This window comes from Burkholderia diffusa (genome assembly GCF_001718315.1).
Classification (GTDB): Bacteria; Pseudomonadota; Gammaproteobacteria; order Burkholderiales; family Burkholderiaceae; genus Burkholderia; species Burkholderia diffusa_B.
Map to the genome: position 1 here is coordinate 1,365,398 of NZ_CP013362.1, position 23,937 is coordinate 1,389,334.

Below are 23,937 nucleotides of genomic sequence, written 5' to 3' on the forward strand. Positions count from 1 at the left end.
CGGTTTCGTTGGGTCAGGCGATGGCCGTATCGATCGTGATCGGGTGCGTGAGGATCTTGTGCACGGGGCACGCGTTCGCGATCTGCAGCAGGCGCTCGCGCTGTTCGTCGGTCAGGTCGCCGTCGAGCGTGATGCGGCGCACGATCGTGCTGCCCGCGCTGCCCGATTCGTGCGCGAGCTTCACGTGGACTTCGGCGAGCGGCCAGCCCTTGCGTTGCGCGTACATCTTCAGCGTGATCGCGGTGCAGGCGCCGAGGCTCGACAGCAGCAGCGCGACGGGCGTCGGCGCGGTGTCGCCGCCGCCGAGCGACGCCGGTTCGTCGGCGCGCCACTGATGCACGCCGTCGGTGAAATGGACCAGGTAATCGACGGAGCCGATGCTTGCTTCGACGGACAGTTCGCTCATTGCAATTCCATGTGGGGGAAGGGGGAGACGGGCCGGCCGGGCATGGCCGCGCGTCATGGCTCGAGCAGGCGCTGCAGCCGCAATTCCTCGAAGTCCAGCTCGGATTCTATGCGGTGCAACACCGCGTCGTCGACCCGGCCGTGGCGATGCAGGTCGAGTAGCGCGTCGCGCGACACGCCGACCAACTCCAGCTCGACGCGCAGCATCCGCGCGCGCACGTCCGCCGGTTCGGCGCCGTCGCGGTGCGCGCGTTCGTTGAACGCGACGCGGCTGCGGTATTCGGTCAACAGCCGGTCGAGCGACGCGCGTTCGAGGCCCGGGCCGCGCTGCCCGCGAGTATCGAGTTCGGCGAGCGCCGCGCCGAACGTGTATGCGCGCACCGCATGCTCGGACATCGTGTGCCGCGCGGCCGGGCGCAGCTTCAGCACGCGGATCAGCGGCGCCAGCGTGCCGCCTTGCACGACCAGCGTCGCGATGATCAGCAGGAACGTGCTGAACAGGATCAGGTCGCGCCCCGGAAAATTGCCCGGCAGCGCGATCGCGGCCGCGAGGCTCACGACGCCGCGCATGCCGGACCAGCCGAGCACGACGGCCTCGCGCCACGACCACGGCGCATGGCCCGCGCGCGGCGCGCGCAGACGGCCGGGCAGCCACATCGCGACGAACACCCAGACGACGCGCGCGGCGATCGCGGCAGCCGTCGCCGGCAGCGCGACGCGCAGGCCGGCCATCAGCACCGCGCCTTCGTGATTCACGCGCGCGAGGATCGCATGCAGTGCGAGGCCGATGAGGATGAATACGAGCGCGTCTAGCACGAACACGATCGCTTCCCAGGTCGCCTTCGCCTTGATCCGCATGTCGGCGTCGAACACGCGATGCTGGCGCACGCCGAGCACGAGGCCGCAGGTCACGACCGACAGCACGCCGGAGCCGTGCACGGCTTCCGCGATCCCGTAGCTGCCCCACGCCATCGCGAAGGTCACGACGATGCCGAGCATCGGCTCGCGCAGGCGTTGCAGCACCCAGCACATTGCATGGCCGCACGCGAGACCGACCGCGATGCCGATCAGCGTGAGGGAAAAGAACAGGCCGGTGGCGCTCGCGGTCGTGATCGTGACGGCGAGCGCGGCCGAAACGGCCATTTGATACAGCAGCAGGCCCGACGCATCGTTGACGAGGCTTTCGCCTTCGAGCACCGCGACGAGCCGCGCGGGCAACGGATGGCGCTGCAGGATCGCCTTCGCGGCGACCGCGTCGGGCGGCGACACGATCGCGCCGAGCGTGAAGCATGCGGCCCACGGCAACGACGGATTGGCCGCATGCACGGCGAGCGCGACCGCAACCGTCGTGAACGCCACCGCGCCAAGCGCGAGCGACGCGATCGAGCCGAGCTCGTGCCGGAATTCCTTCCATGCCGTGTAGAAGCCGCTCGACATCAGCAGCGGCGGCAGCACGGCTGCCAGGAGCAGCGCCGGGTCCATGTCGGGCACGCCCTTGCCGGCGACGGCCACCACGCAGCCGCCGAGCAGCAGCACGACGGCCGGTGGAATCGAGATCCGCTCCGCGAGCCACGTGAGCGCGCCCGCGCCGCAGATCAACAGCAGCAGGTAATGAAACAGTTCGACGTTGGTCATGAGCCTTGCGTCACGACGGTTTGCGGTCGTTCGCGGCGCCGCCCGGCAGTGCGCCGAACATGTGCTGGCTGCATTGTGCATCGCGCCATGCGGTATTCAGCCGGTAGCCGGACAGCATCCGGCGCGCGAGCGGCAGGATCTGTTCGCCGGCCAGCATGCCGAGCAGGCCGAGGAGCGCGATGATCGGCGGGGCCGGCGAATTCACGCCGAGCGCACCGTAGATGACGCCGGCGAGGATGCCAGCGAACAGCGACAGAAAATACGGTTTCATGATGAAAACCTCGCGTGATAGGCTGATCGGGGGGGGGGGCGAAGGGCGCACCTTCGACGTGCTGGAAGCGTATCGGGTTTACGTATGGAACAAAAGGGCGGATGGCCCTTGGAGACCCTCTCTTTCGGAATTCGATCGATTCCATTTCTTGGATGTTCGAGCCGCAACTTTTCAGATTAAATGGCTGCAACCGGAAGACGCAGATCCGGGGTAACGCACAGTCGGCTTCTCTCGGTTCCGGTCGAGGCAAGTCTTAAACGTTTCGTGTCCAAAGGATGATTCGCGCCATGAGCAACCCGAAGCTTGAAGTCCTCACTCCCCAGAACAGCCAGTTGATCTTCATCGACCAGCAGCCGCAGATGGCATTCGGCGTGCAATCGATCGATCGCCAGACGTTGAAGAACAACGTCGTCGGGCTCGCCAAGGCCGCGAAGGCGTTCAACATCCCGACCACGATCACGACGGTCGAAAGCGACAGCTTCTCGGGTTACACCTACCCCGAACTGCTCGACGTGTTCCCGAACCAGAAGACGCTCGAACGCACGTCGATGAACTCGTGGGACGACCAGAAGGTGCGCGATGCGCTGGCCGCGAACGGCCGCAAGAAGGTCGTCGTGTCGGGCCTGTGGACCGAGGTCTGCAACACGACGTTCGCGCTCAGCGCGATGCTCGAAGGTGACTACGAAATCTACATGGTCGCCGATGCGTCGGGCGGCACGTCGAAGGACGCGCACGATTTCGCGATGCAGCGGATGATCCAGGCCGGCGTGGTGCCGGTCACCTGGCAGCAGGTCGCGCTCGAGTGGCAGCGCGACTGGGCGCGCCGCGACACTTACGATGCCGTGATGGCGGTCGTGAAGGAGCACTCGGGCGCGTACGGGATGGGCATCGACTACGCGTACACGATGGTCCACAAGGCACCGCAACGCACCGCGACGCCGCACGAGTCGATCCCGGCCGTGCCGGCGAAGTAACGGCTGCGGGCCGCCCGTTCAGACGGGCGGCAGCGCCCACGGCGCGTGCGACAGATGTTCGACGAGGAACTCGAGCAGCGCCGTCACGCGTGCGGCACGCAGCATGCCGGGCGGCGTGACGAGGTTGACGTTGATGTCGGGGATTTTCCAGTCGTGCATGACTTCCTCGAGCTCGCCGCTTTGCAGTGCATCCCACACCAGGAACGTCGGCTGCAGCGCGAGACCGTGGCCTGCAACCAGCGCGGGGCCGATGACGTCGGCGTTGTTGGTGCGGATGCGGCCGCGCACGGGTATGCCGATTTCGTCGTTCGACGCAGTGTGGCGAAAGCGCCAGTAGTCGGGCGTCGGGATGTTCGTGTAGGTCAGGCACACGTGCTGGTCGAGTTCGCTCGGATGGGTCGGCCGGCCATGCCGGTCGAGATACGCGGGCGATGCGACGAGCGGCCGGCGCACAGCGCAGAGACGGCGCGCCCGCAGCGACGAATCGTTCAGCTCGGCGATCCGGATCGCGACGTCGAAACCGCCCGACACGATTTCGACGAAATGGTCGGTCAGCACGAGGTCGATGTCGACGCGCGGGTAGCGTTCGAGAAACGCGGGCAGCACCGGCGCCAGGTGGTGCAGCCCGAACGACATCGGCGCGTTCACGCGTACGAGGCCGTGCGGTTCGAGCGCGTGCGCGGATGCTTCGTCCTCGATCAGCTCGGCGTCGGCGAGCAGCCGGATCGCACGATCGCGCAGCAGTTCGCCGGTCGGCGTGAGCGACAGCTTGCGCGACGTGCGGTACAGCAGCATCGCGCCGAGACGCTTTTCGAGGCGCGCGATCGCTTTCGACACGGTCGGTTGCGAGATGCCGAGCAGGTCGGCGGCCTTGGCGAACGAACCGGTCTCCGCGACGCGCGCGAAGATGGCCCAGGCTTCGAGATCGGGAAGATGTTGCATGGCTGGAAAGCGTGACAGGGAAGCGGCGCGGACGCGGCGGCAGCGAATCGGGCCGCCGGTGCGCGGCGCCCGGGCGGCAATGCGGCACATTCTAATTCAGTCGGGAGGGGCGTATGGAATCGTATCTGGCTTCATTGGGCGCTGGCGTGCTGGTCGGCGTCGTGTACAGCGTGATCAAGGTCCGCTCTCCCGCGCCGCCGCTGATCGCGCTGGTCGGGCTGGCCGGCATGCTGATCGGTGTGGCGGCCGTTGCACCGGTCCGGCACTGGCTCGGTTTCTGATTGCATCGAGGACAAACTGATGAGCGTATCCGACACTCGACCTGATCTCATCCTGCACAACGGGCGCATCACGACCCTCGACCGCACGAACCCTGTCGCCACCGCGGTGGCCATCGCTGCCGGCCGCTTTGTCGCGGTCGGCAGCGACGCGGACGTGATGCCGCTCGCGGGCCGCGCGACGAAAGTGGTCGACCTCGACGGCCGCGGCGTGCTGCCGGGCCTGATCGACAACCACTGCCACGTGATTCGTGGCGGCCTGAACTACAACATGGAGCTGCGCTGGGACGGCGTGCCTTCGCTCGCGCTCGCGATGGAGATGCTCAAGCGGCAGGTCGCCGTGACCCCCGCGCCGCAGTGGGTGCGCGTGGTCGGCGGCTTCACCGAACATCAGTTCGTGGAGAAGCGCCTGCCCACGATCGACGAGCTCAACGCAGTCGCGCCCGATACGCCGGTGTTCATCCTGCACCTGTACGATCGCGCGCTGCTGAACGCGGCCGCGCTGCGCGTGGTCGGCTATACGAAGGACACGCCCGAGCCGCCGGGCGGCACGATCCTGCGCGATGCGGCCGGCAACCCGACGGGCCTGCTGCTCGCGAACCCGAACGCAACGATCCTCTACGCGACGCTCGCGAAGGGGCCGAAGCTGCCGTTCGAGTATCAGTACAACTCGACGCGTCACTTCATGCGCGAACTGAACCGGCTCGGCGTGACGGGCGTGATCGACGCGGGCGGCGGCTCGCAGAACTACCCGGACGATTACGAAGTGATCCGCAAGCTGCACGACGCGGGCGAGATGACGATCCGGATCGCGTACAACCTGTTCACGCAAAAGCCGAACGCCGAGAAGGAAGACTTCGTGAACTGGACGCAGAGCGTCAAGTATCACGACGGCACCGACTACTTCCGCAACAATGGCGCGGGCGAGATGCTGGTGTTCTCCGCGGCCGATTTCGAGGACTTCCGCGTCGCGCGCCCGGACCTGCCCGCGCAGATGGAGGACGATCTCGAAGGCGTCGTGCGCGTGCTCGCGCAGAACCGCTGGCCGTGGCGGATGCACGCGACGTACGACGAAACGATCAGCCGCGCGCTCGACGTGTTCGAGAAGGTCAACGAGGACATCCCGCTCGAAGGGCTGAACTGGTTCTTCGATCACGCGGAAACGATCTCCGAGCGTTCGATGGACCGGATTGCGGCGCTCGGCGGCGGTGTCGCGGTGCAGCACCGGATGGCGTACCAGGGCGAATACTTCGTCGAGCGCTACGGCGCGCAGGCGGCGGAAGCCACGCCGCCGGTCGCGAAGATGCTCGACAAGGGCCTCAAGGTCTCGGCCGGCACCGACGCGACGCGCGTGGCGTCGTACAACCCGTGGGTGTCGCTCGCATGGCTGGTGACGGGCAAGACGGTCGGCGGCCTGCGGATGTACCCGCAGCGCAACCTGCTCGATCGCGAGACCGCGCTGCGCATGTGGACCGAGTACGTGACGTGGTTCTCGAACGAGGAAGGCAGGAAGGGGCGCATCGCGGTCGGGCAGCTCGCCGACCTGGTGGTCCCGGATCGCGATTTCTTCGCATGCGCGGAGGACGATATCGCGGGCACGACCGCGCTGCTGACGGTGGTCGGCGGCAAGATCGTGTGGGGCGCGGGCCCGTTCGCGTCGCACGACGCGCCGATTCCGCCGGCGATGCCGGACTGGTCGCCGGTGCGCGAGTACGGCGGCTATGGCGGCTGGGGCGCGACGCAGCGCAACGGCGCGCCGCTGCAACGGGCGGCGGCTGCCGCGATGTGCGGCTGCGCGAACGCGTGCACCGTGCACCAGCATGCGCATGCGAGCGCGTGGGGCAGCGCATTGCCGACGTCGGACGCGAAGGGCTTCTGGGGCGCGTTCGGCTGTTCGTGCTGGGCGATCTGAGATGTCGACGCCCATCGGCCGGTACAGCCCCGGGTGGATCCGGGCCCTGCTTGCGCAGCCGTGGGTCGGCGCGCTGGTGCGACTTGCCCTCGTCTCGGCGTTTCTGATCGGCGGGATCGACAAGGCGACGCATTTCGACGACGCGGTGGCCGAGCAGGCGCATTTCGGGCTGCAGCCGGCCGCGCTGTGGGCTGCGCTGGCGGTTGTGGTCGAGATCGGCGGCTCGCTCTGCGTGGTGTTTCGCCGCTTCACGTGGCTCGGCGCCGGCGGCCTCGGCATGCTGACGCTCGTCGCGATGCTGGTGGCGAACGACTTCTGGAACCAGACGGGCACCGCGCATTTCATGGCGCTCAACAGCTTTTTCGAGCACCTGGGATTGATTGCCGCGCTGGTGCTCGCGACCGTGCTCGACGATGCGCGGCGGCCGGCCGGCGATGGCCGCGGGTGACAGGGTGCCCGAGCCGCTGCACCATTTGATGAAACAACAAGGACATCCAATATGAAAATCCTTCGTTCCGCGTTGCTGGCGCTTGCGATTGCCAGCGGCCTCGTTGCCGCGCCTGCCGCGTTCGCGAAACCGCCCGTGCCGCCTGCCGTCGCGCCAACGGTCGCCGTCGGTCCGCAGTACGACACGACGCATGTGTGCGTGGCGCCGGAAGACTTCGACCGCTTCACCGACAGCTTCGTCGCGACATTCGGCGGCAGCAAGTCGAAGCAGGGCGTGTTCCAGGTTACGCCGACGCCAAGCCAGACGATGTCGCAGCTCGTGCTGACGCCGGTCGGCACGATCTCCGTGTTCGGCTTCAAGACGCCGATCCCGTATCCGTTCTGCGCGGAGCGCACCGGCTATCTCGTCACGGACATGGACGTCGCCGTGAAGTCGGCGCGCGAGCACGGCGCCGACGTGATCGTCGACACGTTCCCGGATCCCATCGGCCGCGATGCGGTCATTGCGTGGGCGGGCGGCGTGAAGATGCAGCTCTACTGGCATACCCGGGCGCCGAACTACGACGCGTTGCAGACGATCCCCGAGAACCGCGTCTACGTGTCGCCGCAAAGCGTGCGCAAGTTCGTGCACGACTTCGTCAAGTTCTCGAAGGGCAAGGTGGTGTCGGACAACCTGAAGGCGCCGGGCATCGAGATCGGCCGGCCGAACGATACGTACCGCCGCATCCGCATCGAATCGGGCTTCGGCAAGATGACCGTGCTCGTGACCGACGGCCATCTGCCTTACCCCTTCGGTCGCGAGATGACCGGCTACGAAGTGCCCGATCTCGCGGCGACGCTGAAGAAGGCCGAAGCCGCGGGCGCGACCGTGCTCGTGCCGCCGTTCACGGCGGACGGCCGCGACGCTGCACTCGTGCAGTTTCCGGGCGGCTACGTCGCCGAGATCCACGCGAGCGCGACGCGATGAAGCACGAAGACACGATCCTTGCCGCGGTGGCCGGCTTCGTCGACACGCTGAGCTTCGTCGCGCTATTCGGGCTGTTCACTGCACACGTGACCGGCAACTTCGTGCTGATCGGCGCGGGCATCGCGGGCTTCGGCCAGGGTGTCGTGCTGAAGCTCAGCGTGTTTCCCGCGTTCGTGTGCGGCGTGATCGCGAGCAGCCTGATCGCGCGGTCGATGTCCGGGCGGCCTGCCTGGCAGGGTGTGCGCGTGCTGCATGCGGTGCAGGCCGTGCTGCTGCTCGGCTTCTGCGCCGCCGGCGTGTGGGCGACGCCCGTCACGCAGCCCGACGCGTTGCCGGCGCTCGTGGCCGGCATCGTCGGCACGTTCGCGATGGGCGTGCAGAACGCGCATCCGCGCGTGATTCCGCGTGCGGGCGGCGTGCCGAATACGGTGATGACGGGCAACGTGACGCAGGCGATCCTCGATGCCGTCGATCTGCTGTCGGCCGGCACGGCCGACACCGCGCGCGCGGCGGCGCGGGCGCGTTTCGGCAAGATGCTGCCGGCGATCGTCGCGTTCGCGCTCGGCGCGATGGGGGGCGCGCTCGGGTTCCGCCAGGTCGGATTCCTGGCGCTGCTCGTACCGGTCGGCGCACTCGCGATGCTTGCACTGTGTGCGGCGCAAGCGGCCGGACCCGCCACGCAGGAGCGCGCATGATCGCGCGGCAGCGGGGCAAGCAAGGGAGGCGCCACGGCCGCCGCTTCGAGCGGGCCGCACGCGTGTCGATCGTCGCGGGCCTGCTGGTCGCGGGCGCCGACGCGGCGTTGGCGGAAACGGCGACGACGTCCACGTCGACATCCGGTGACGCAACCGAGTCGACATGCACGGCGAAGCGGCCGACGGTGCTGTTCAACCGATGGCAGGAAGACTGGTCGGTGCTCGCGAATCCGTGCGTGCCGCGCGCGCCGCTCGACGCACTGAAATACATTCCGCTCGGCAACGATCCGGCATCCTATCTGTCGCTGGGCGTGAACCTGCGCGAGCGGCTGGAGACCAACGACGCGCCGCTGTTCGGGATCGGCTCCGCGCAATCGGATACGTACGTCATCCAGCGCGTCGAAGTGCATGCCGATGCGCATCTGGGCCGGCACTGGCAGTTCTTCGTGCAGTTGCAGGACGACCGCGCATTCGGCAAGAACACGATCTCGCCGGTCGACAGGAATCCGCTCGATCTCGAACAGGCGTTCGCGACCTACACGGGCGCGCTTGGTGGCGGCACGTTCAAGTTCCGCGTCGGCCGGCAGGAAATGGCGTTCGACTTGCAGCGCTTCATTGCCACGCGCGACGGTCCGAACGTGCGGCAGGCGTTCGATGCGGTGTGGGCCGACTACGAATATCAGAAGTGGCGCTTCATCGCGTATGCGACGCAGCCCGTGCAGAACCGCACGGTGTCCGCGTTCGATGACGTGTCGAACCGCGACCTGACGTTCAGCGGCGTGCGTTTCGAGCGGCAGTCGGTCGGGCCGGGCGATCTGTCGGGCTACTGGTCGCGCTACAACCGCAGCAACGCGCGTTTCCTCGATGCGAGCGGCCCCGAGCATCGCGACGTGTGGGACGTGCGCTACACGGGCACGCACGGTCGCTTCGACTGGGATCTCGAAACGATGCTGCAGAGCGGCACGGTCGGCAACGCGACGATCGGCGCGTGGGCCGTCGGCTCGATCGCGGGCTACAAGCTCGACGCGCCGTGGTCCCCGCGCATTGCGCTGCAGGTCGACGCGGCATCGGGCGACCGGCATCCGCACGACGGCCGCGTCGGCACCTTCAACCCGCTGTTTCCGAACGGCTATTACTTCACGCTCGCCGGTTATACGAGTTACGCGAACCTGATTCACGTGAAGCCGTCGGTGACGCTGAAGCCGTCGCCGAACCTGTCGCTGCTCGGCGCGCTTGGCTTCCAGTGGCGCGAGACGACCGGTGACGCCGTGTATCAGCAGCCGAACGTCGCGGTGCCCGGCACGGCAGGCAAGGGCGGTTTGTGGACGGGGATGTACGTGCAGCTGCGCGCGGACTGGACGATTGCCGCGAACCTGATCGGTTCGATCGAGGCCGTGCACTTCCAGGTCGGCGACACGATCCGCCAGGCCGGCGGGCACAACGCGGACTACGCCGGCATCGAGCTGAAGTACGGCTGGTAACGCGGTCGCGCGGCAACGCGCGCGCATGAAAAAGGGCGGCCCCGTGGGTCCGCCCTTGGCGCGCCTGGGCCGGCAGCGCGGCCGGCCCGTTCGTCGCGATGCCGTTACAGGTTCGGCGACAGCGCGAGCGCGTTCGTCAGGTCGCCCATCGGCTGCGCGCCGTTCGCCTTCAGCGCGTCGTCGCGCTGCTGCAGGCCCGCGAGGCGCGGCAGCGAGAAGCGGCGCGTGATGAAGCGCAGGATCGAACCCGTGTCGTACTGCGTATGGTCCACGAAACCCTTCTTCGCGAACGGCGACACGATCAGCGCCGGGATGCGGGTGCCCGGGCCCCAACGATCGCCGGTCGGCGGCGCGGCGTGATCCCAGAAGCCGCCGTTTTCGTCGTACGTGACGACCACGACCATGTTCTTCCACTGCGGGCTGGCCTGCAGGTGCGCGATCACGTCTGCGATGTGCTGATCGCCGGAGGTGACGTCCGTATACCCCGGGTGCTCGTTCAGGTTGCCCTGCGGCTTGTAGAACGTGACTTGCGGCAGCGTGCCTGCGTCGATCGCCTTGATGAATTCCGCGCCGTTCGCGCCGCCGTCGAGCAGGTGCTGCGCGCGGCTCGCGGTGCCCGGCGCCTGGTTCGCATAGTAGTTGAACGGCTGATGGTGCGGCTGGAAGTTCGGCGTCGAGAGGTCTGCACCGTAGATCACGTTCGACGTGCCGTTCTGGCTCGCCTGCAGCGCCTGGCCCCATGCGCCGCTGTACCATGCCCACGATACGTTTGCATTGGTCATCAGGTCGCCGATGTTGGTCGCCGTCTGCGGCGGCATCGTCGAAGGATTGGCCGGGTCGGCGAGCAGCGGGTCGCCGCCGGTGGCGGCCTTGTTGCCGCTCGGCTGGTACGCCGGCTGCATCGTGTTGACGCCGTAGAAGTCCGGCGTCAGTGCGCCGTCGTTGACGAACTTCGGCGGGCCGCTCAGCGCGGATGCCGGCGAGTTCGCGGCGACAGCCAGCGACTTGCCGTCTGCGTTCAGGACTGCGATCTTGCCGGCCGCCGGGCTCTTGTCGGCATTCGCGTAGTACGGTGCGCATGCGCAGATCAGATACTGGTGGTTCAGGAACGAGCCGCCGAACGCGCCCATGAAGAAGTTGTCGGCGAGAACGTACTGCTGCGCGATCTTCCACAGCGGCAGCTTCGACGGATCCGGTGTGTAGTGGCCCATCGTCAGGCCGCCCGCGTCGGTCCATGCGGCGTACATGTCGTTCTTGCCGCCGTCGATCTGCATCTGGTCCTGGTAGAAGCGGTGCACGATGTCGCGCGTCGCGATGCTCATCGACTGGTTGAAGCCGTTGGGATCGTCGATCGCGAACGGTGCGTTCGGCAGGTTCGCCGTCATCGCTTCGGTGACGGCCGGCGTGATGCCGGTTGCGGTCAGGCCACCCCAGATCTTCGGCAGCGTTGCCATCGTCGAGCCGTCGCGATCCTTCTGCACCGAGTTCGCGGCCGTTGCGTTCTGCAGACCGTTCGCGCCCGGGAAGTTGCCGTAGAGGTTGTCGAAGCTGCGGTTTTCCGCGTAGATCACGACGACGTTCTTGACGGCCGACAGGCCTTGCTGCGTGACGTCGTCGCCGCCGCAGGCGGTCAGGCTGAGCGCGGCCGCGAGGGCGATCGGCGTGTAGCGAATCCAGGCGTGCTTCTTCATGCGATGTTCTCTCTCTTTCGTTGTTTGTCGCGTGTGGGAACCGGGTTGGTGTGGGGCCGGCGCAGGAACCGCGAGGCACCGACCGGCTGCGCGCATTATCTGGAACCCGTTTGACAGCCGGGTGTAGGGGCGCTTTCAATTGACTGTCGGTCGAACGTCATGCAGCGGTCACGAAACTGACATAAGCTCCGGCCGATTGCCCACCGCTACAAGAAGAACGACGATGCACAGCCTCCTGAAACCCCTCGCGTTCGCGCGATCGTTGATCCCCGCCGCGGCGACGCTCGCGCTGATGGGCGGGCTCATGCCGCTCGCCGGTTGCGATGCGCGGCCCGGGGCGACCGCCCAAGCGGTCTCCGTCGTGTCGGCGGCACAAGCCGCCCCGGCCGCTCCGGCGGTCGCGCCGGCCAGCCAGCCGCAAACGCGCGCGCAAGTATTCGAGGGCGTGAAGCAGATGACGGCGCTCGGCAAGCAGCTGTTCTTCGATCCGTCGCTGTCCGGCTCCGGCAAGCTCGCATGCGCGTCGTGCCATAGCGCCGAGCATGCGTTCGGGCCGCCCAATGCGCTGTCGGTGCAACTCGGCGGCGACGACATGCATCGCATGGGCTTTCGCGCGGTGCCGTCACTGAAGTACGTGCGCGGCATTCCGCCATTCACCGAGCACTTCCACGATTCACCCGACGAAGGTGACGAAAGCATCGATGCAGGCCCGACCGGCGGCTTGACCTGGGACGGTCGCGTCGACACGCGCGATGCGCAGGCGCGCATTCCGCTCACGTCGCCGTTCGAGATGAGCAGCTCGCCGGCGCGGGTCGCGCAGGCGGTGCGTGCCGCGCCTTATGCCGACGCGTTCCGCAAGGCGTTCGGCGATCGCGTCCTTGGCGACGACCAGGCGACTTTCGGTGCAGTGCTGCGTGCGCTCGACGCATTCCAGCAGCAGCCGGCATTGTTCGATCCGTACACGAGCAAGTACGACGCGTATCTGGCCGGCCACGCGCAGCTCACGCCTGCGGAGTTGCACGGGCTGCAACTGTTCAACGACGAGAAGAAGGGCAACTGCGCGAGCTGTCACGTGAGCCAGCGCACGCTCGAAGGCGGCCCGCCGCAGTTCAGCGATTTCGGCCTGATCGCGATCGCGGTGCCGCGCAACCGTGCGCTGCCGGTCAATCGCGACCCGCGCTTCCACGATCTCGGCGCGTGCGGCCCCGAGCGCACCGACCTGAAGGGCCGCGACGAATTCTGCGGGCTGTTCCGCACGCCGTCGCTGCGCAACGTCGCGTTGCGCAAGACGTTCTTCCACAATGGCGTGTATCACTCGCTCGAAGAGGTGATGCACTTCTACGTCGAGCGCGACATCCATCCGGAGAAGTTCTATCCGGTCGTGCATGGCAAGGTGCAGGTGTACGACGACCTGCCGAAGCGCTACTGGCCGAACATCAACCGCGAGCCGCCGTTCGACCGCAAGCGCGGCGACGCACCCGCGCTGAACGCGGCCGAGATCAAGGACGTGATCGCGTTCCTGAACACGCTGACCGACGGATATCAACCGGCGGCCACGTCGGCGGCGCGCTAGAGCGCGGTCGTTGCGGCACGCATGCTATGCTCGCTGGCTGACGGGCGTGGCGCGTGCCGGGCCGCCGGCCGCGCGCCACGCCGTTCGATCGAACATCCAAGGAGAACAACACATGTCGATGCGTGCATCCCTTTCCGTCGTCACGCGCGTGCTGGCCGGCGCCGCGTGCGCAGCCGCGATGCTGCCCGCCCACGCGCAAAGCAATCTGGGCTTCCTGAACGACACGCCGCTGACCTACTTCAGCAAGACCGACCGAGCATCGCTGGCGAAGGCCGTCGTGCAGGTGCGCGACGAGGGCAAGGACGGCGAGACCACGACGTGGCAGAGCAGCGGCCGTGGCACGCAGATCGACGCGAAGCTCACGCCGTCGACGTCCGAGAACGACGGCAAGACCTGCCGCGAGATCGCCACCGAAATTTCCGCGAAGGGCCAGACGATGACGCTCAAGCCCGTCTATTGCAAGACCGCCGCGGGCAAGTGGCAGCTGCAGAAGCGCTGAGCGCGCGAGCAATGAAGCGCAGCAGTGCGCCGCGCACGGTATCGTGCGGCGTCGTGATTCTCGACGGGGCCGGCCGCGTGTTCCTCGCGCACGCGACGGACACCACGCACTGGGACATCCCGAAGGGGCAGGGTGAGCCCGGCGAATCGCCGGCCGAAGCGGCGCTGCGAGAGCTGCGCGAGGAAACCGGCATCGAACTCGTGGCGTCGCGGCTGCTCGATCTCGGACGTTTCGCATACCGTCACGACAAGGACTTGCACCTGTTCGCGGTGCGAGTCGCGGACGACGAGATCGATCCCGCGCACTGCACGTGCACGTCGCTGTTTCCGAGCCGTCGCGACGGCTCGCCGATTCCCGAGATGGATGCGTATCGCTGGACCGCGCCCGGAGACGTCGATGCGTATGCGAGCCGCAGCCTCGCGCGGCTGTTTCGCACGTCGCTGTCGCTTGCGGATCTGCACCGGCGATTGGCGGGCGCGTGAGCGCTGCCGTTTCGATCCCGACGAACCCGCGCACGCAATAAAAAACCGGCCCGAAGGCCGGTTTTTTTATCGTCGCGCGACGCCGGCTCCGAGCCGCGCGCCGCGCAATGGAGCAGGCCGTCAGGCCGGCTTGCCCCAGCTGTCGCGAAGCCCGACTATCCGGTTGAACACGGGCTTGCCCGGTTTCGAATCGACGCGGTCGGCGACGAAATAGCCGTGACGCTCGAACTGGAGGCGCGTTTCCGGCGCGACGTCGCCGGCGCCTGGTTCGACATAGGCGAGCGTGACCTTCTTCGAATCCGGGTTCAGCGCCTCGAGGAAGTTCGCGCCGCCCGCGTCCGGGTGCGGCTCCTTGAACAGCCGGTCGTAGATTCGCACTTCGGCCGCCTGCGCATGCTTCGCGCTGACCCAGTGAATGTTGCCCTTGACCTTGTAGTTGTTCGCGCCTTCGGTGCCCGACTTGCTGTCCGGGAAGTAGTTGCAGTGCACGGCCGTGACGTTGCCGTCGGCGTCCTTGTCGAAGCCCGTGCACTCGATCACGTAGCCGTAGCGCAGGCGCACCTTGTTGCCCGGGAACAGGCGGAAATAGCCCTTCGGCGGGTTCTCGACGAAGTCCTCGCGTTCGATCCACAGCTCGCGCGAGATCGGGAACGTGCGCACGCCGCGCTCCGGATGATGCGGGTGCACGGGTGCCGTGCACGCTTCCTCGAGGTCTTCCGGATAGTTGTCGATCACGAGCTTCAGCGGATCGAGCACGGCGACCGAGCGCGGCGCCTTGTCGTCGAGGTCGTCGCGCAGCGCGCCTTCGAACACGCTCATGTCGATCCACGAATCGACCTTCGTGACGCCGATCCGCTCGCAGAACAGCTGGATGCTCTCAGGCGTGAAGCCGCGGCGGCGGATCCCGACGATCGTCGGCATGCGCGGGTCGTCCCAGCCTTCGACGTGACCTTCGGTGACGAGCTGCAGCAGCTTGCGCTTGCTGGTGATCGCATACGTGAGGTTCAGGCGCGAGAATTCGATCTGCTGCGGCAACGGGCGCGTGAACACGCCGGCTTCCGCGAGTTCGTTCAGCACCCAGTCGTACAGCGGGCGGTGATCCTCGAACTCGAGCGTGCACAGCGAGTGCGTGATGCCTTCGAGCGCATCCGAGATGCAGTGCGTGTAGTCGTACATCGGATACACGCACCATGCGTCGCCGGTGCGATAGTGGTGCGCGTAGCGGATCCGGTAGATCACCGGGTCGCGCATGTTCATGTTCGGCGAAGCCATGTCGATCTTCGCGCGCAGCACATGCTCGCCTTCCTTGAACTCGCCGGCCTTCATCCGGCGGAACAGGTCGAGGTTTTCCTCGGGCGAACGGTCGCGGAACGGCGACGGCTTGCCGCCTTCGGTCAGCGAGCCGCGGTTCGCGCGCATCTCTTCGGCGCTCTGGCTGTCGACGTATGCCTTGCCGCGCTGGATCAGCAACTCGGCGAATTCGTACAGCTTGTCGTAGTAGTCGCTCGCGAAATACTGGTGATCGACCGCATCCTTGCGCCAGTCGAAGCCGAGCCAGCGAACCGCGTCGACGATCGAGTCGACGTATTCGACGCTTTCCTTTTCCGGGTTCGTGTCGTCGAAGCGCAGGTGGCACACGCCGCCGTAGTCGCGCGCGACGCTGAAGTTCAGGCAGATGCTCTTCGCATGGCCGATGTGCAGATAGCCGTTCGGCTCGGGCGGAAAGCGCGTTTCGACGCGGCCGCCCCATTTGCCGGTGCGGTTGTCGTCGTCGATGATGTTGCGGATGAAGTTGGAAGCCGCGGGGGCGTCGTTGCGTTCGGTGCTCATGCGGTTGGCGTCAGGTTGTGTCGGCGCGTCGCGCCGGTTTAATCCCGTAATTCTACCTGACCGGGGTCCGTCCCGCGCGGGTTGCGCCACCGGGCGGGGCGGTTCGCGGTGCGCAGCCGCAATATCTCGATTGTGTGTCGGCTGTAACACGACGTAAATCGGATTGCCCCGCGCATTCGGCTTTTCCTATGATGGCTTTACCGATTCAATGCCGCCATTCGTATTATTTGCCGGCGGGAGGACATCAACAATCATGATGAAGAAGACCACTTTTCTCGTTCGTACCGCGGTAATCGTCGCGGCTCTGTCGCAACTCGGCGCATGCGCGATGACGCATACGCAACGTAACGCCGGTATCGGCGCGGCCGCGGGCGGCGCGCTCGGCTACCTGATCACGGGTGGCCCGGTCGGCACGGTTGCCGGCGCTGCGGCAGGCGGCCTGGTCGGCGCCGGCGTGCGCTGATCGAAGCCGGCGCGCATGAGCGCCGGCCGGTCGTGAAGGCGTTGCCGCCGCATCACGGCCCGTTCTTGCTCCGCACATCCATTCCGCGAGTCGACAGGCAGCATCAGGGAGGAACGGATGTGCGACACTTCGTCGACATCACATAACGATTTCATTCGTCGACGAATCCTCCATGAGCGACTCTCTCGTTTTCGTGCTGCCGGGCTACGGCAACTCCGGTCCGTTCCACTGGCAAAGCCGTTGGGAGCGTGCCGACGCGCGTTTCGTGCGCGTCGCGATGCCGGACTGGGAGCGTGCGTTCCGCAACGGCTGGTGTCTTGCGCTCGACCGCGCGGTCGAGGCCGCACCGGGCCCCGTGACGATCGCCGCGCATAGCCTCGGCACGCTGACCACCGCGTGGTGGGCGACCCGCTACGCGCGGCCGGCCGCGCTCGCGAAGGTGCGCGGCGCGTTGCTCGTGGCGTTGCCCGACCCGGCCGGAGCGGCGTTTCCGGCCGACGCGCACGGTTTCGGGCCGGTGCCGCACGAGCGCCTGCCATTTCCCACCTGCGTGGTTGCAAGCAGCGACGATCCGTACGGTTCGATCGCGTTCGCGCGCGGCTGCGCGCGCGCGTGGGGCAGTGCGTTCCATGATCTCGGCCCGCGCGGCCACATCAACGCGGACAGCGGGCTAGGCGACTGGCCCGATGCGCGCGGCTGGCTCGATGCGCTTGCGCGCTAGCCGCTGACAGCCGATCCATCGATCCGACGGCGTCCGCCTGCGCGCTGGAACGCCGACGCGTGCCGGGCAGGCATGGCGGCGCGCTCGCCCGGACGGTTCAGATCGCCTGCTTCGCCTTCAGCGCCGCAATGCGCGCGTCGTCGTAGCCGAGCATGTCGCGCAGTACGTCCACCGTTTGTGCGCCGAGCAGCGGCGGGGCGGTGCGCGCATCGGGCGGTGTCGCACTCATCCGGATCGGATTGCGCACGAGCTTCACGTCCGCGCCGCACGGGTGCGGCAGCGTCACCTGCATTCCGCGCGCGACCACCTGCTCGTTGTCGAACACCTCGTCGAGTTCGTTGATCGGCCCGCACGGCACACCGGCCGCTTCGAGCGCGCCGATCCAGTCGGCCTTCGCGCGCGTCTTCACCATCTCCGCGAGGATCGGCACGAGCGTGTCGCGATGGCGCACGCGCGACGGGTTCGTCGCGAACCGTTCGTCGTCGGCCAGCTCGGGCCGGCCGCCGGCCTCGACGAACTTGCGGAACTGCCCGTCGTTGCCGACCGCGACGATGATCCAGCCGTCGCTCGTCTGGAACGTCTGGTACGGCACGATGTTCGGGTGCGCGTTGCCCCAGCGCACCGGCGGCTTGCCGCTCGCGAGGAAGTTGGTGTTCATGTTCGCGAGCAGCGCGACCTGCACGTCGAGCAGCGCCATGTCGATGTGCTGGCCTTCGCCCGTGCGGTCGCGGTGCGCTAGCGCGGCGAGCACCGCGATCGTCGAGTAGAGGCCCGTCGCGAGATCGGCGATCGCGACGCCGGCCTTCTGCGGGCCGCCGCCCGGCTCGCTGTCGCGCTCGCCGGTGATGCTCATGAAACCGCCGATTCCCTGGACGATGAAGTCGTAGCCCGCGCGGTGCGCGTACGGGCCCGTCTGACCGAAGCCCGTGACCGAGCAGTAGACGAGATCGGGTTTCACCGCGCGCAGCGACTCGTAATCGAGGCCGTACTTCTTCAATTGCCCGACCTTGTAGTTCTCGAGCACGACGTCGCTCTGCGCCGCGAGTTCGCGCACGATCTGCTGGCCTTCGGGCGTCGCGATGTCGACCGTCACCGACCGCTTGTTGCGGTTCGCCGCGAGGTAGTACGCGGCTTCCGCCGTATCGGCGCCGTTCGCGTCCTTCAGGTACGGCGGCCCCCAGTGGCGCGTATCGTCGCCGGCGCCGGGGCGCTCGACCTTGATCACGTCCGCGCCGAAGTCGGCGAGCGTCTGCGCGCACCAAGGGCCCGCGAGCACGCGGGTCAGGTCAAGCACGCGGATATGGCTCAGGGCACCCATCGTCGAATCGTCTCCTTTCATGGCTCGCCCGGCCGGGGCAAGACGGATTGTCATGGCGAGCATCTTAAGGCGAATCGGTCGCGCCGGTGGCCCAGCCCGGTCGTCCGGCGCGCCGGGCCGCTGCCGTCTGGGGCGCCGATCTGTATCGTATAATCGACCGTTTACGATATTTGCCCGCCGTGCGTCCGCGAGGACGGCCGGCGTTTGAAGCCGTCTCAGCCAGACATTCCCCGCACGCCATGAAAGCTGCCGAAATCCGCGAGAAATTCCTCAAATTCTTCGAATCGAAGGGCCACACGATCGTCCGCTCGTCGAGCCTCGTGCCCGGTAACGACCCCACGCTGATGTTCACGAACTCGGGCATGGTCCAGTTCAAGGACGTGTTCCTCGGCACGGACCCGCGTCCGTACTCGCGCGCCACCACGGCGCAGCGCAGCGTGCGCGCGGGCGGCAAGCACAACGACCTCGAGAACGTCGGCTACACGGCGCGCCACCACACCTTCTTCGAGATGCTCGGCAACTTCTCGTTCGGCGACTACTTCAAGCACGACGCGATCAAGTTCGCGTGGGAGCTGCTGACCACGGTCTACATGCTGCCGAAGGAAAAGCTGTGGGTTACCGTCTACCAGGAAGACGACGAAGCGTACGACATCTGGGCGAAGGAAGTCGGCGTTCCGACCGAGCGGATCATCCGCATCGGCGACAACAAGGGCGCGCGTTACGCGTCGGACAACTTCTGGACGATGGGCGACACGGGCCCGTGCGGCCCGTGCACGGAAATCTTCTACGACCACGGCCCGGACGTGTGGGGCGGCCCGCCGGGGTCTCCGGAAGAAGACGGCGACCGCTACATCGAGATCTGGAACCTCGTGTTCATGCAGTTCAACCGCGACGCGCAGGGCAACATGACGCGCCTGCCGAAGCAGTCGGTCGACACCGGCATGGGCCTCGAGCGCCTCGCCGCGGTGCTGCAGCACGTGCACAGCAACTACGAGATCGACCTGTTCCAGAACCTGATCAAGGCCGCCGCGCGCGTGACCGAGATCAGCGACCTGAACAACAACTCGCTGAAGGTGATCGCCGATCACATCCGCGCGTGCTCGTTCCTGATCGTCGACGGCGTGATCCCCGGCAACGAAGGCCGCGGCTACGTGCTGCGCCGCATCGTGCGCCGTGCAATCCGCCACGGCTACAAGCTCGGTCGCAAGGGCTCGTTCTTCCACATGCTGGTGGCCGACCTCGTCGCCGAGATGGGCGCCGCGTACCCGGAACTGAAGGAAGCCGAACAGCGCGTGACGGACGTGCTGCGTCAGGAAGAGGAGCGCTTCTTCGAAACGATCGAGCACGGGATGTCGATCCTCGAGGCCGCGCTGGCGGATGTCGAGGCGAAGGGCGGCAAGGTGCTCGACGGCGAACTCGCGTTCAAGCTGCACGACACGTACGGCTTCCCGCTCGACCTCACGGCCGACGTGTGCCGCGAGCGCGGGATGACGGTCGACGAGCCGGCGTTCGACGACGCGATGGCACGCCAGCGCGAGCAGGCGCGCGCGGCCGGCAAGTTCAAGGCCACGCAGGGTCTCGAATACTCGGGCGCGAAGACCACCTTCCACGGCTACGAGGAAATCGCGTTCGACGACGCGAAGGTCGTCGCGCTGTACGTCGACGGTTCGGCCGTCAACGAAGTGAAGCACGGCCAGGATGCGGTCGTGGTGCTCGACCACACGCCGTTCTACGCGGAATCGGGCGGCCAGGTCGGCGATCAGGGCGTGCTCGCGAATGCCGCCACGCGCTTCGCGGTGGCCGACACGCTGAAGGTGCAGGCCGACGTGATCGGCCACCACGGCACGCTCGAACAGGGCACGCTCAAGGTCGGCGACGTGCTGCGCGCGGAAATCGACGCGCAGCGCCGCGCGCGCACGCAGCGCAATCACTCGGCCACCCACCTGATGCACAAGGCGCTGCGCGAAGTGCTCGGCGCGCACGTGCAGCAGAAGGGTTCGCTCGTCGACGCGGAGAAAACCCGTTTCGACTTCGCGCACAACGCGCCGATGACCGACGACGAAATCCGTCGCGTCGAGCAGATCGTCAACAATGAAATCCTAGCGAACGCGCCGGGCATCGTGCGCGTGATGCCGTACGACGAAGCGGTGAAGGGCGGCGCGATGGCGCTGTTCGGCGAAAAGTACGGCGACGAAGTGCGCGTGCTCGACCTCGGCTTCTCGCGCGAGCTGTGCGGCGGCACGCACGTGCACCGCACCGGCGACATCGGTTTCTTCAAGATCGTCGTCGAAGGCGGCGTCGCGGCCGGCATCCGCCGCGTCGAGGCGATCACCGGCGACAATGCCGTGCGTTACGTGCAGGAGCTGGATGCACGTGTCAACGAAGCGGCGGCCGCGCTGAAAGCGCAACCGTCGGAGCTCACGCAGCGCATCGCGCAGGTGCAGGACCAGGTGAAGTCGCTCGAGAAGGAACTGGGCGCGCTGAAGTCGAAGCTCGCTTCGAGCCAGGGCGACGAGCTCGCGCAACAGGCGGTCGAAATCGGCGGCGTGTACGTGCTGGCCGCGACGCTCGACGGCGCGGATGCAAAGACGCTGCGCGAGACGGTCGACAAGCTGAAGGACAAGCTGAAGAGCGCGGCGATCGTGCTGGCGGCCGTCGAAGGCGGCAAGGTCAGCCTGATCGCGGGCGTCACGCAAGAGGCGAGCAAGAAGGTCAAGGCCGGCGAACTCGTGAACTTCGTCGCGCAGCAGGTGGGCGGCAAGGGCGGCGGCCGTCCGGACATGGCGCAGGCAGGCGGTACGGAACCGGCGAATCTGCCGGGCGCGCTGGCAGGCGTGAAGGGCTGGATCGAAGAGCGTCTTTGATCGTCATGGTTGATGCGATGCGGTCTTGCTGACCCCTCGCAGCACACGAAAAAACAACCCGATCGGCGGTGGCCGGTCGGGTTGTTTTGTTTTTGCCGGTGCGCAGAATGAGCGCGTGCCGGCCAACTCCACCGCAGAATCAGGCCGGTAATGCCGTCGCTGGCAACGTGGGCGCATCCCCTGACTGCCGCGCGGCATCGCCGAGCGCATCGCGCAGCGCGGCCAGCGCCGCCGACGCGTAACCGTGCCGCCACGCGAGCAGCGTGTCGATGCCTTCGAGTTCCGCGATCGTGTGGGCGGTTACGTTGCCGGTCTCGGGTTGAAGCTCGAGCACCGAGCGCGGCGCGACCGCGATGCCCGCGCCGGCCGCCACGCACGCGACGATCGCGTGATACGAACCCAGTTCGAGCACGCGCGCGGGCTGCATTCCATGTGCCGCATACCATCGTTCGACGTATTTCCGGTACGTGCAGCCGCGCTCGAACGCAATCAGCGTCGGGAGGATCACGTCGCGCGGCGTGCGCACCGGCGGATGGCCGCGCGGCGTCAGCAGCACCAGGTCCTCGCGGAAGATCGGCACCGTCTCGAACGTGTCGGGCAGCGTGTCCGGTTCCGGCGGCCGGGCGAACAGCGCCGCGTCGATCTCGAAGTCGCGCACCTTGTCGATCAGCCAGCCGGTCGTACCGGTCACGAGTTCCAGCGATACGTTGGGCCACGCATGGTGATAGCGCGCGAGCACGGTCGGCAGCCGGCTCGCGGCCGTGCTTTCCATCGTGCCGAGCCGCAGCCGCCCGCGCGGCGTGTCCTCGCGCACCGCGTCGCGCGCCTCGTCGGCAAGCTCAAGCAGCCGCTCCGCGTACGGCAGCAGCGTGTGCCCGGCCGGCGTCAGCACGAGCCGGCGGCCGTCGCGCACGAACAGCGCCGCGCCGAGCTCCTCCTCGAGCTGCTTGATGCGCGTCGTCACGTTCGACTGCACGCGATTGAGCTTCGCCGCCGCGCGCGTGACGCCGTTCTCACGCACGACGGCCCGGAAAATCGCCAGCGCCGCCAGGTCCATGATTCTCTCCGTGCGATGGTTGGATTCTCAATTATTCATTTTTCGAGAATGATTGGTCAAGCTACGATACGAGCAATCCGACTCCCGTTCCGGCCGTTGCGCAAACCGCGCGGCCCATGCCGCCATGTCCCGTTCCGATGCTCCAAGCGCCGCCGACGTACACCTGTCCGATGACGCCGACCGCCGCGCTCGCGCGGCCGCGCTTGCCTGCATGATCGGGCTCGCCGTCGCGCTCGGCGTCGGCCGTTTCGCGTTCACGCCGCTGCTGCCGCTGATGCTCGCCGACGGCTCGATCGGCCTGAAGGCGGGCAGCTGGCTCGCGTCGGCGAACTACGCGGGCTATTTCGTCGGCGCGGTCAGTTGCGCGGCAGTGCGCGTCCCGCCCGCGCGGATGGTGCGCTTCGGGCTTGCGGCCACCGTGCTGCTGACCGCCGCGATGGGCATCGGTCACCTGCTGCCGGTGTGGCTCGCGGTGCGCTTCGTCGCGGGCGTCGTCAGCGCATGGACGTTCGTGTTCGTATCGCAATGGGGGCTGCGGCGGCTCGCCGAGCTGCACGCGCCAGAGTGGAGCGGGGTGATCTACGCGGGGCCCGGGGTCGGCATCGTTCTGACGGGCCTGATCGGCAGTGCACTGGCCGGCCATCGCGCGGCGCCCGGCTGGCTCGGCTTCGCGGTGTTGTCGGCGGTGCTGTCGGTCGCGATCTGGCGCACGTTCGGCGGTGGGCCCGCGGCGACGGCGGCAGGCGTAACGTCGGCAGCGCCAGTCCAGCATGCGGCGATGGACGCGGCACCGCACGACGCGCGCCGCCATCGTGTCGACGCCGCATGGCTCGTCGTCCTGTACGGGATGCCGGGCTTCGGCTACATCATCACCGCGACGTTCCTGCCGGTGATCGCGCGCGCCGCGCTGCCGGCCGGCTCGCCGTGGCCGGATCTGTTCTGGCCGATGTTCGGCGCGGCGCTGATCGTCGGCGCGATCGCGGCCGCGCGGCTGCCTGCCCGCTGGGACAACCGGATGCTGCTCGCTGCCGGTTGCGCGACGCAGGCGCTCGGGATCGCGGCGGGAATCGTGTGGCCGAATGCGGCCGGCTTCTCGATCGGCAGCGCGCTGCTCGGCGTGCCGTTCACCGCGATCACGCTGTTCGCGATGCGCGAGGCGCGGCGCCTGCACGGCGAACGCGCGGCCGGGCTGATGGGCTATGCGACGGCGTCGTACGGGGTCGGGCAGATTCTCGGCCCGCTCGTCGCGGCGCCGCTGACCGCGCGCTTCGGGTCGTTCTCGCCGGCGTTGTGGGTCGCGGCGGGTGCGTTGCTCGTCGGTGCCGCCGGCTTCGCGGCGACGGCGGCACGCGGGCGCGCGCAACCCGGCCGGCAACCCTGACATCGTCGGGGCCGGATCGTAAGCGACGCGGGCAAACTCGCTAGAATGAAG

22 protein-coding genes are annotated in these 23,937 nt (G+C 67.5%); 14 read left to right on the forward strand and 8 right to left on the reverse strand.

The genetic code is table 11. The annotated features are described in order from the left end of the window. Positions 1 to 13: 13 nt before the first annotated feature. From WI26_RS06260 to WI26_RS06270, 3 genes are read right to left on the reverse strand one after another with little or no spacing between them, the layout of a single operon-like run. Positions 14 to 406, reverse strand: coding sequence for an OsmC family protein (locus WI26_RS06260; RefSeq protein ID WP_059467735.1), 393 nt, complete (start codon positions 404 to 406; stop codon positions 14 to 16). A 53-nt stretch (positions 407 to 459) separates the two neighbouring features. Continuing rightward, positions 460 to 2,040 carry a cation:proton antiporter gene (locus WI26_RS06265; protein ID WP_069225485.1) on the reverse strand — a complete coding sequence of 527 codons (1,581 nt, stop codon included), beginning with the start codon at positions 2,038 to 2,040 and terminating at the stop codon, positions 460 to 462. 10 nt (positions 2,041 to 2,050) lie between these two features. Then, positions 2,051 to 2,311, reverse strand: a complete 261-nt coding sequence (locus WI26_RS06270; protein WP_059508791.1) for a DUF1427 family protein — start codon at positions 2,309 to 2,311, stop codon at positions 2,051 to 2,053. A 287-nt stretch (positions 2,312 to 2,598) separates the two neighbouring features. Between WI26_RS06270 and WI26_RS06275 the strand changes: the two genes are divergently transcribed. Continuing rightward, on the forward strand, positions 2,599 to 3,285 hold the full coding sequence (locus tag WI26_RS06275) for a hydrolase (RefSeq protein ID WP_069225486.1): 687 nt from the start codon (positions 2,599 to 2,601) through the stop codon (positions 3,283 to 3,285). A gap of 18 nt (positions 3,286 to 3,303) precedes the next feature. Here WI26_RS06275 and WI26_RS06280 read toward each other — a convergent pair whose 3' ends face one another. Further along, complete coding sequence (locus WI26_RS06280) at positions 3,304 to 4,227, reverse strand: LysR family transcriptional regulator (RefSeq protein ID WP_069225487.1); 924 nt, start codon at positions 4,225 to 4,227, stop codon at positions 3,304 to 3,306. Between the two features lie 113 nt (positions 4,228 to 4,340). Here WI26_RS06280 and WI26_RS06285 point away from each other — a divergent pair, with 113 nt between their 5' ends. The 6 genes from WI26_RS06285 to WI26_RS06310 are packed head-to-tail and all read left to right on the forward strand — an operon-like array spanning position 4,341 to position 10,007. Continuing rightward, positions 4,341 to 4,508, forward strand: coding sequence for a DUF1427 family protein (locus tag WI26_RS06285; RefSeq protein WP_059467730.1), 168 nt, complete (start codon positions 4,341 to 4,343; stop codon positions 4,506 to 4,508). Positions 4,509 to 4,527: 19 nt separating this feature from the next. Beyond that, positions 4,528 to 6,417 carry an amidohydrolase gene (locus WI26_RS06290; RefSeq protein ID WP_069225488.1) on the forward strand — a complete coding sequence of 630 codons (1,890 nt, stop codon included), beginning with the start codon at positions 4,528 to 4,530 and terminating at the stop codon, positions 6,415 to 6,417. A 1-nt stretch (position 6,418) separates the two neighbouring features. After that, positions 6,419 to 6,865, forward strand: coding sequence for a DoxX family protein (locus tag WI26_RS06295; protein ID WP_059540234.1), 447 nt, complete (start codon positions 6,419 to 6,421; stop codon positions 6,863 to 6,865). 51 nt (positions 6,866 to 6,916) lie between these two features. Continuing rightward, a complete protein-coding gene (locus WI26_RS06300; RefSeq protein ID WP_059467727.1) occupies positions 6,917 to 7,831 on the forward strand; it encodes a VOC family protein in 915 nt (304 codons plus the stop codon). Then, positions 7,828 to 8,526 (forward strand): YoaK family protein, encoded by a 699-nt coding sequence (locus tag WI26_RS06305; protein WP_059540236.1) that lies wholly within the window; start codon positions 7,828 to 7,830, stop codon positions 8,524 to 8,526. Before WI26_RS06300 ends, WI26_RS06305 begins: the two co-directional genes overlap by 4 nt. Then, positions 8,523 to 10,007 carry an alginate export family protein gene (locus tag WI26_RS06310; RefSeq protein ID WP_069225489.1) on the forward strand — a complete coding sequence of 495 codons (1,485 nt, stop codon included), beginning with the start codon at positions 8,523 to 8,525 and terminating at the stop codon, positions 10,005 to 10,007. Before WI26_RS06305 ends, WI26_RS06310 begins: the two co-directional genes overlap by 4 nt. 104 nt (positions 10,008 to 10,111) lie before the next feature. Here the strand turns inward: WI26_RS06310 and WI26_RS06315 are convergent, their stop codons facing one another. After that, positions 10,112 to 11,698: an acid phosphatase gene (locus WI26_RS06315; protein ID WP_059467724.1), complete on the reverse strand. Its 1,587-nt coding sequence runs from the start codon at positions 11,696 to 11,698 to the stop codon at positions 10,112 to 10,114. Between the two features lie 223 nt (positions 11,699 to 11,921). Here WI26_RS06315 and WI26_RS06320 point away from each other — a divergent pair, with 223 nt between their 5' ends. The 3 genes from WI26_RS06320 (at position 11,922) to WI26_RS06330 (ending at position 14,252) form a co-directional block, all read left to right on the forward strand. After that, on the forward strand, positions 11,922 to 13,271 hold the full coding sequence (locus WI26_RS06320; protein WP_069225490.1) for a cytochrome-c peroxidase: 1,350 nt from the start codon (positions 11,922 to 11,924) through the stop codon (positions 13,269 to 13,271). A 112-nt stretch (positions 13,272 to 13,383) separates the two neighbouring features. Beyond that, entirely contained in the window at positions 13,384 to 13,770 is a 387-nt protein-coding gene (locus WI26_RS06325) for a hypothetical protein (RefSeq protein ID WP_069225491.1), read from the forward strand. A gap of 11 nt (positions 13,771 to 13,781) precedes the next feature. Further along, the gene (locus WI26_RS06330; RefSeq protein ID WP_069225492.1) at positions 13,782 to 14,252 is read left to right on the forward strand and encodes an NUDIX hydrolase; all 471 of its coding nucleotides are present in this window, start codon (positions 13,782 to 13,784) and stop codon (positions 14,250 to 14,252) included. Between the two features lie 120 nt (positions 14,253 to 14,372). Here the strand turns inward: WI26_RS06330 and WI26_RS06335 are convergent, their stop codons facing one another. After that, the gene (locus WI26_RS06335) at positions 14,373 to 16,082 is read right to left on the reverse strand and encodes a glutamine--tRNA ligase/YqeY domain fusion protein (RefSeq protein ID WP_060319995.1); all 1,710 of its coding nucleotides are present in this window, start codon (positions 16,080 to 16,082) and stop codon (positions 14,373 to 14,375) included. Positions 16,083 to 16,335: 253 nt separating this feature from the next. On the opposite strand from WI26_RS06335, the gene WI26_RS06340 reads away from it, so the two are divergent. Together WI26_RS06340 and WI26_RS06345 are read left to right on the forward strand one after the other, a co-directional pair. Further along, the gene (locus tag WI26_RS06340) at positions 16,336 to 16,545 is read left to right on the forward strand and encodes an ornithine acetyltransferase (RefSeq protein WP_006497729.1); all 210 of its coding nucleotides are present in this window, start codon (positions 16,336 to 16,338) and stop codon (positions 16,543 to 16,545) included. Positions 16,546 to 16,717: 172 nt separating this feature from the next. Beyond that, entirely contained in the window at positions 16,718 to 17,266 is a 549-nt protein-coding gene (locus WI26_RS06345; RefSeq protein WP_069225493.1) for an RBBP9/YdeN family alpha/beta hydrolase, read from the forward strand. Positions 17,267 to 17,363: 97 nt separating this feature from the next. Here the strand turns inward: WI26_RS06345 and WI26_RS06350 are convergent, their stop codons facing one another. After that, entirely contained in the window at positions 17,364 to 18,584 is a 1,221-nt protein-coding gene (locus WI26_RS06350) for a CaiB/BaiF CoA transferase family protein (protein WP_059467718.1), read from the reverse strand. A 239-nt stretch (positions 18,585 to 18,823) separates the two neighbouring features. On the opposite strand from WI26_RS06350, the gene alaS reads away from it, so the two are divergent. After that, positions 18,824 to 21,448: an alanine--tRNA ligase gene (gene alaS, locus WI26_RS06355; protein ID WP_069225494.1), complete on the forward strand. Its 2,625-nt coding sequence runs from the start codon at positions 18,824 to 18,826 to the stop codon at positions 21,446 to 21,448. Positions 21,449 to 21,587: 139 nt separating this feature from the next. On the opposite strand, the gene WI26_RS06360 is transcribed toward alaS, so the two are convergent. After that, a complete protein-coding gene (locus tag WI26_RS06360; protein ID WP_069225495.1) occupies positions 21,588 to 22,505 on the reverse strand; it encodes a LysR family transcriptional regulator in 918 nt (305 codons plus the stop codon). A 124-nt stretch (positions 22,506 to 22,629) separates the two neighbouring features. Here WI26_RS06360 and WI26_RS06365 point away from each other — a divergent pair, with 124 nt between their 5' ends. Further along, a complete protein-coding gene (locus WI26_RS06365) occupies positions 22,630 to 23,886 on the forward strand; it encodes a YbfB/YjiJ family MFS transporter (protein ID WP_069225496.1) in 1,257 nt (418 codons plus the stop codon). The last annotated feature ends 51 nt before the right edge of the window (positions 23,887 to 23,937 follow it).

Excerpts from the sequence above, each read along its gene's own strand:
- WI26_RS06335 (WP_060319995.1), bottom strand. The coding sequence starts at position 16,082 with ATGAGCACCGAACGCAACGACGCCCCCGCGGCTTCCAACTTCATCCGC.
- WI26_RS06275 (WP_069225486.1), top strand. The coding sequence starts at position 2,599 with ATGAGCAACCCGAAGCTTGAAGTCCTCACTCCCCAGAACAGCCAGTTG.
- WI26_RS06300 (WP_059467727.1), top strand. The coding sequence starts at position 6,917 with ATGAAAATCCTTCGTTCCGCGTTGCTGGCGCTTGCGATTGCCAGCGGC.
- WI26_RS06310 (WP_069225489.1), top strand. The coding sequence starts at position 8,523 with ATGATCGCGCGGCAGCGGGGCAAGCAAGGGAGGCGCCACGGCCGCCGC.
- alaS (WP_069225494.1), top strand. The coding sequence starts at position 18,824 with ATGAAAGCTGCCGAAATCCGCGAGAAATTCCTCAAATTCTTCGAATCG.
- WI26_RS06315 (WP_059467724.1), bottom strand. The coding sequence starts at position 11,698 with ATGAAGAAGCACGCCTGGATTCGCTACACGCCGATCGCCCTCGCGGCC.
- WI26_RS06260 (WP_059467735.1), bottom strand. The coding sequence starts at position 406 with ATGAGCGAACTGTCCGTCGAAGCAAGCATCGGCTCCGTCGATTACCTG.
- WI26_RS06365 (WP_069225496.1), top strand. The coding sequence starts at position 22,630 with ATGTCCCGTTCCGATGCTCCAAGCGCCGCCGACGTACACCTGTCCGAT.
- WI26_RS06265 (WP_069225485.1), bottom strand. The coding sequence starts at position 2,040 with ATGACCAACGTCGAACTGTTTCATTACCTGCTGCTGTTGATCTGCGGC.
- WI26_RS06285 (WP_059467730.1), top strand. The coding sequence starts at position 4,341 with ATGGAATCGTATCTGGCTTCATTGGGCGCTGGCGTGCTGGTCGGCGTC.
- WI26_RS06270 (WP_059508791.1), bottom strand. The coding sequence starts at position 2,311 with ATGAAACCGTATTTTCTGTCGCTGTTCGCTGGCATCCTCGCCGGCGTC.
- WI26_RS06290 (WP_069225488.1), top strand. The coding sequence starts at position 4,528 with ATGAGCGTATCCGACACTCGACCTGATCTCATCCTGCACAACGGGCGC.
- WI26_RS06340 (WP_006497729.1), top strand. The coding sequence starts at position 16,336 with ATGATGAAGAAGACCACTTTTCTCGTTCGTACCGCGGTAATCGTCGCG.
- WI26_RS06345 (WP_069225493.1), top strand. The coding sequence starts at position 16,718 with ATGAGCGACTCTCTCGTTTTCGTGCTGCCGGGCTACGGCAACTCCGGT.
- WI26_RS06320 (WP_069225490.1), top strand. The coding sequence starts at position 11,922 with ATGCACAGCCTCCTGAAACCCCTCGCGTTCGCGCGATCGTTGATCCCC.
- WI26_RS06295 (WP_059540234.1), top strand. The coding sequence starts at position 6,419 with ATGTCGACGCCCATCGGCCGGTACAGCCCCGGGTGGATCCGGGCCCTG.
- WI26_RS06305 (WP_059540236.1), top strand. The coding sequence starts at position 7,828 with ATGAAGCACGAAGACACGATCCTTGCCGCGGTGGCCGGCTTCGTCGAC.
- WI26_RS06280 (WP_069225487.1), bottom strand. The coding sequence starts at position 4,227 with ATGCAACATCTTCCCGATCTCGAAGCCTGGGCCATCTTCGCGCGCGTC.
- WI26_RS06360 (WP_069225495.1), bottom strand. The coding sequence starts at position 22,505 with ATGGACCTGGCGGCGCTGGCGATTTTCCGGGCCGTCGTGCGTGAGAAC.
- WI26_RS06350 (WP_059467718.1), bottom strand. The coding sequence starts at position 18,584 with ATGGGTGCCCTGAGCCATATCCGCGTGCTTGACCTGACCCGCGTGCTC.
- WI26_RS06325 (WP_069225491.1), top strand. The coding sequence starts at position 13,384 with ATGTCGATGCGTGCATCCCTTTCCGTCGTCACGCGCGTGCTGGCCGGC.
- WI26_RS06330 (WP_069225492.1), top strand. The coding sequence starts at position 13,782 with ATGAAGCGCAGCAGTGCGCCGCGCACGGTATCGTGCGGCGTCGTGATT.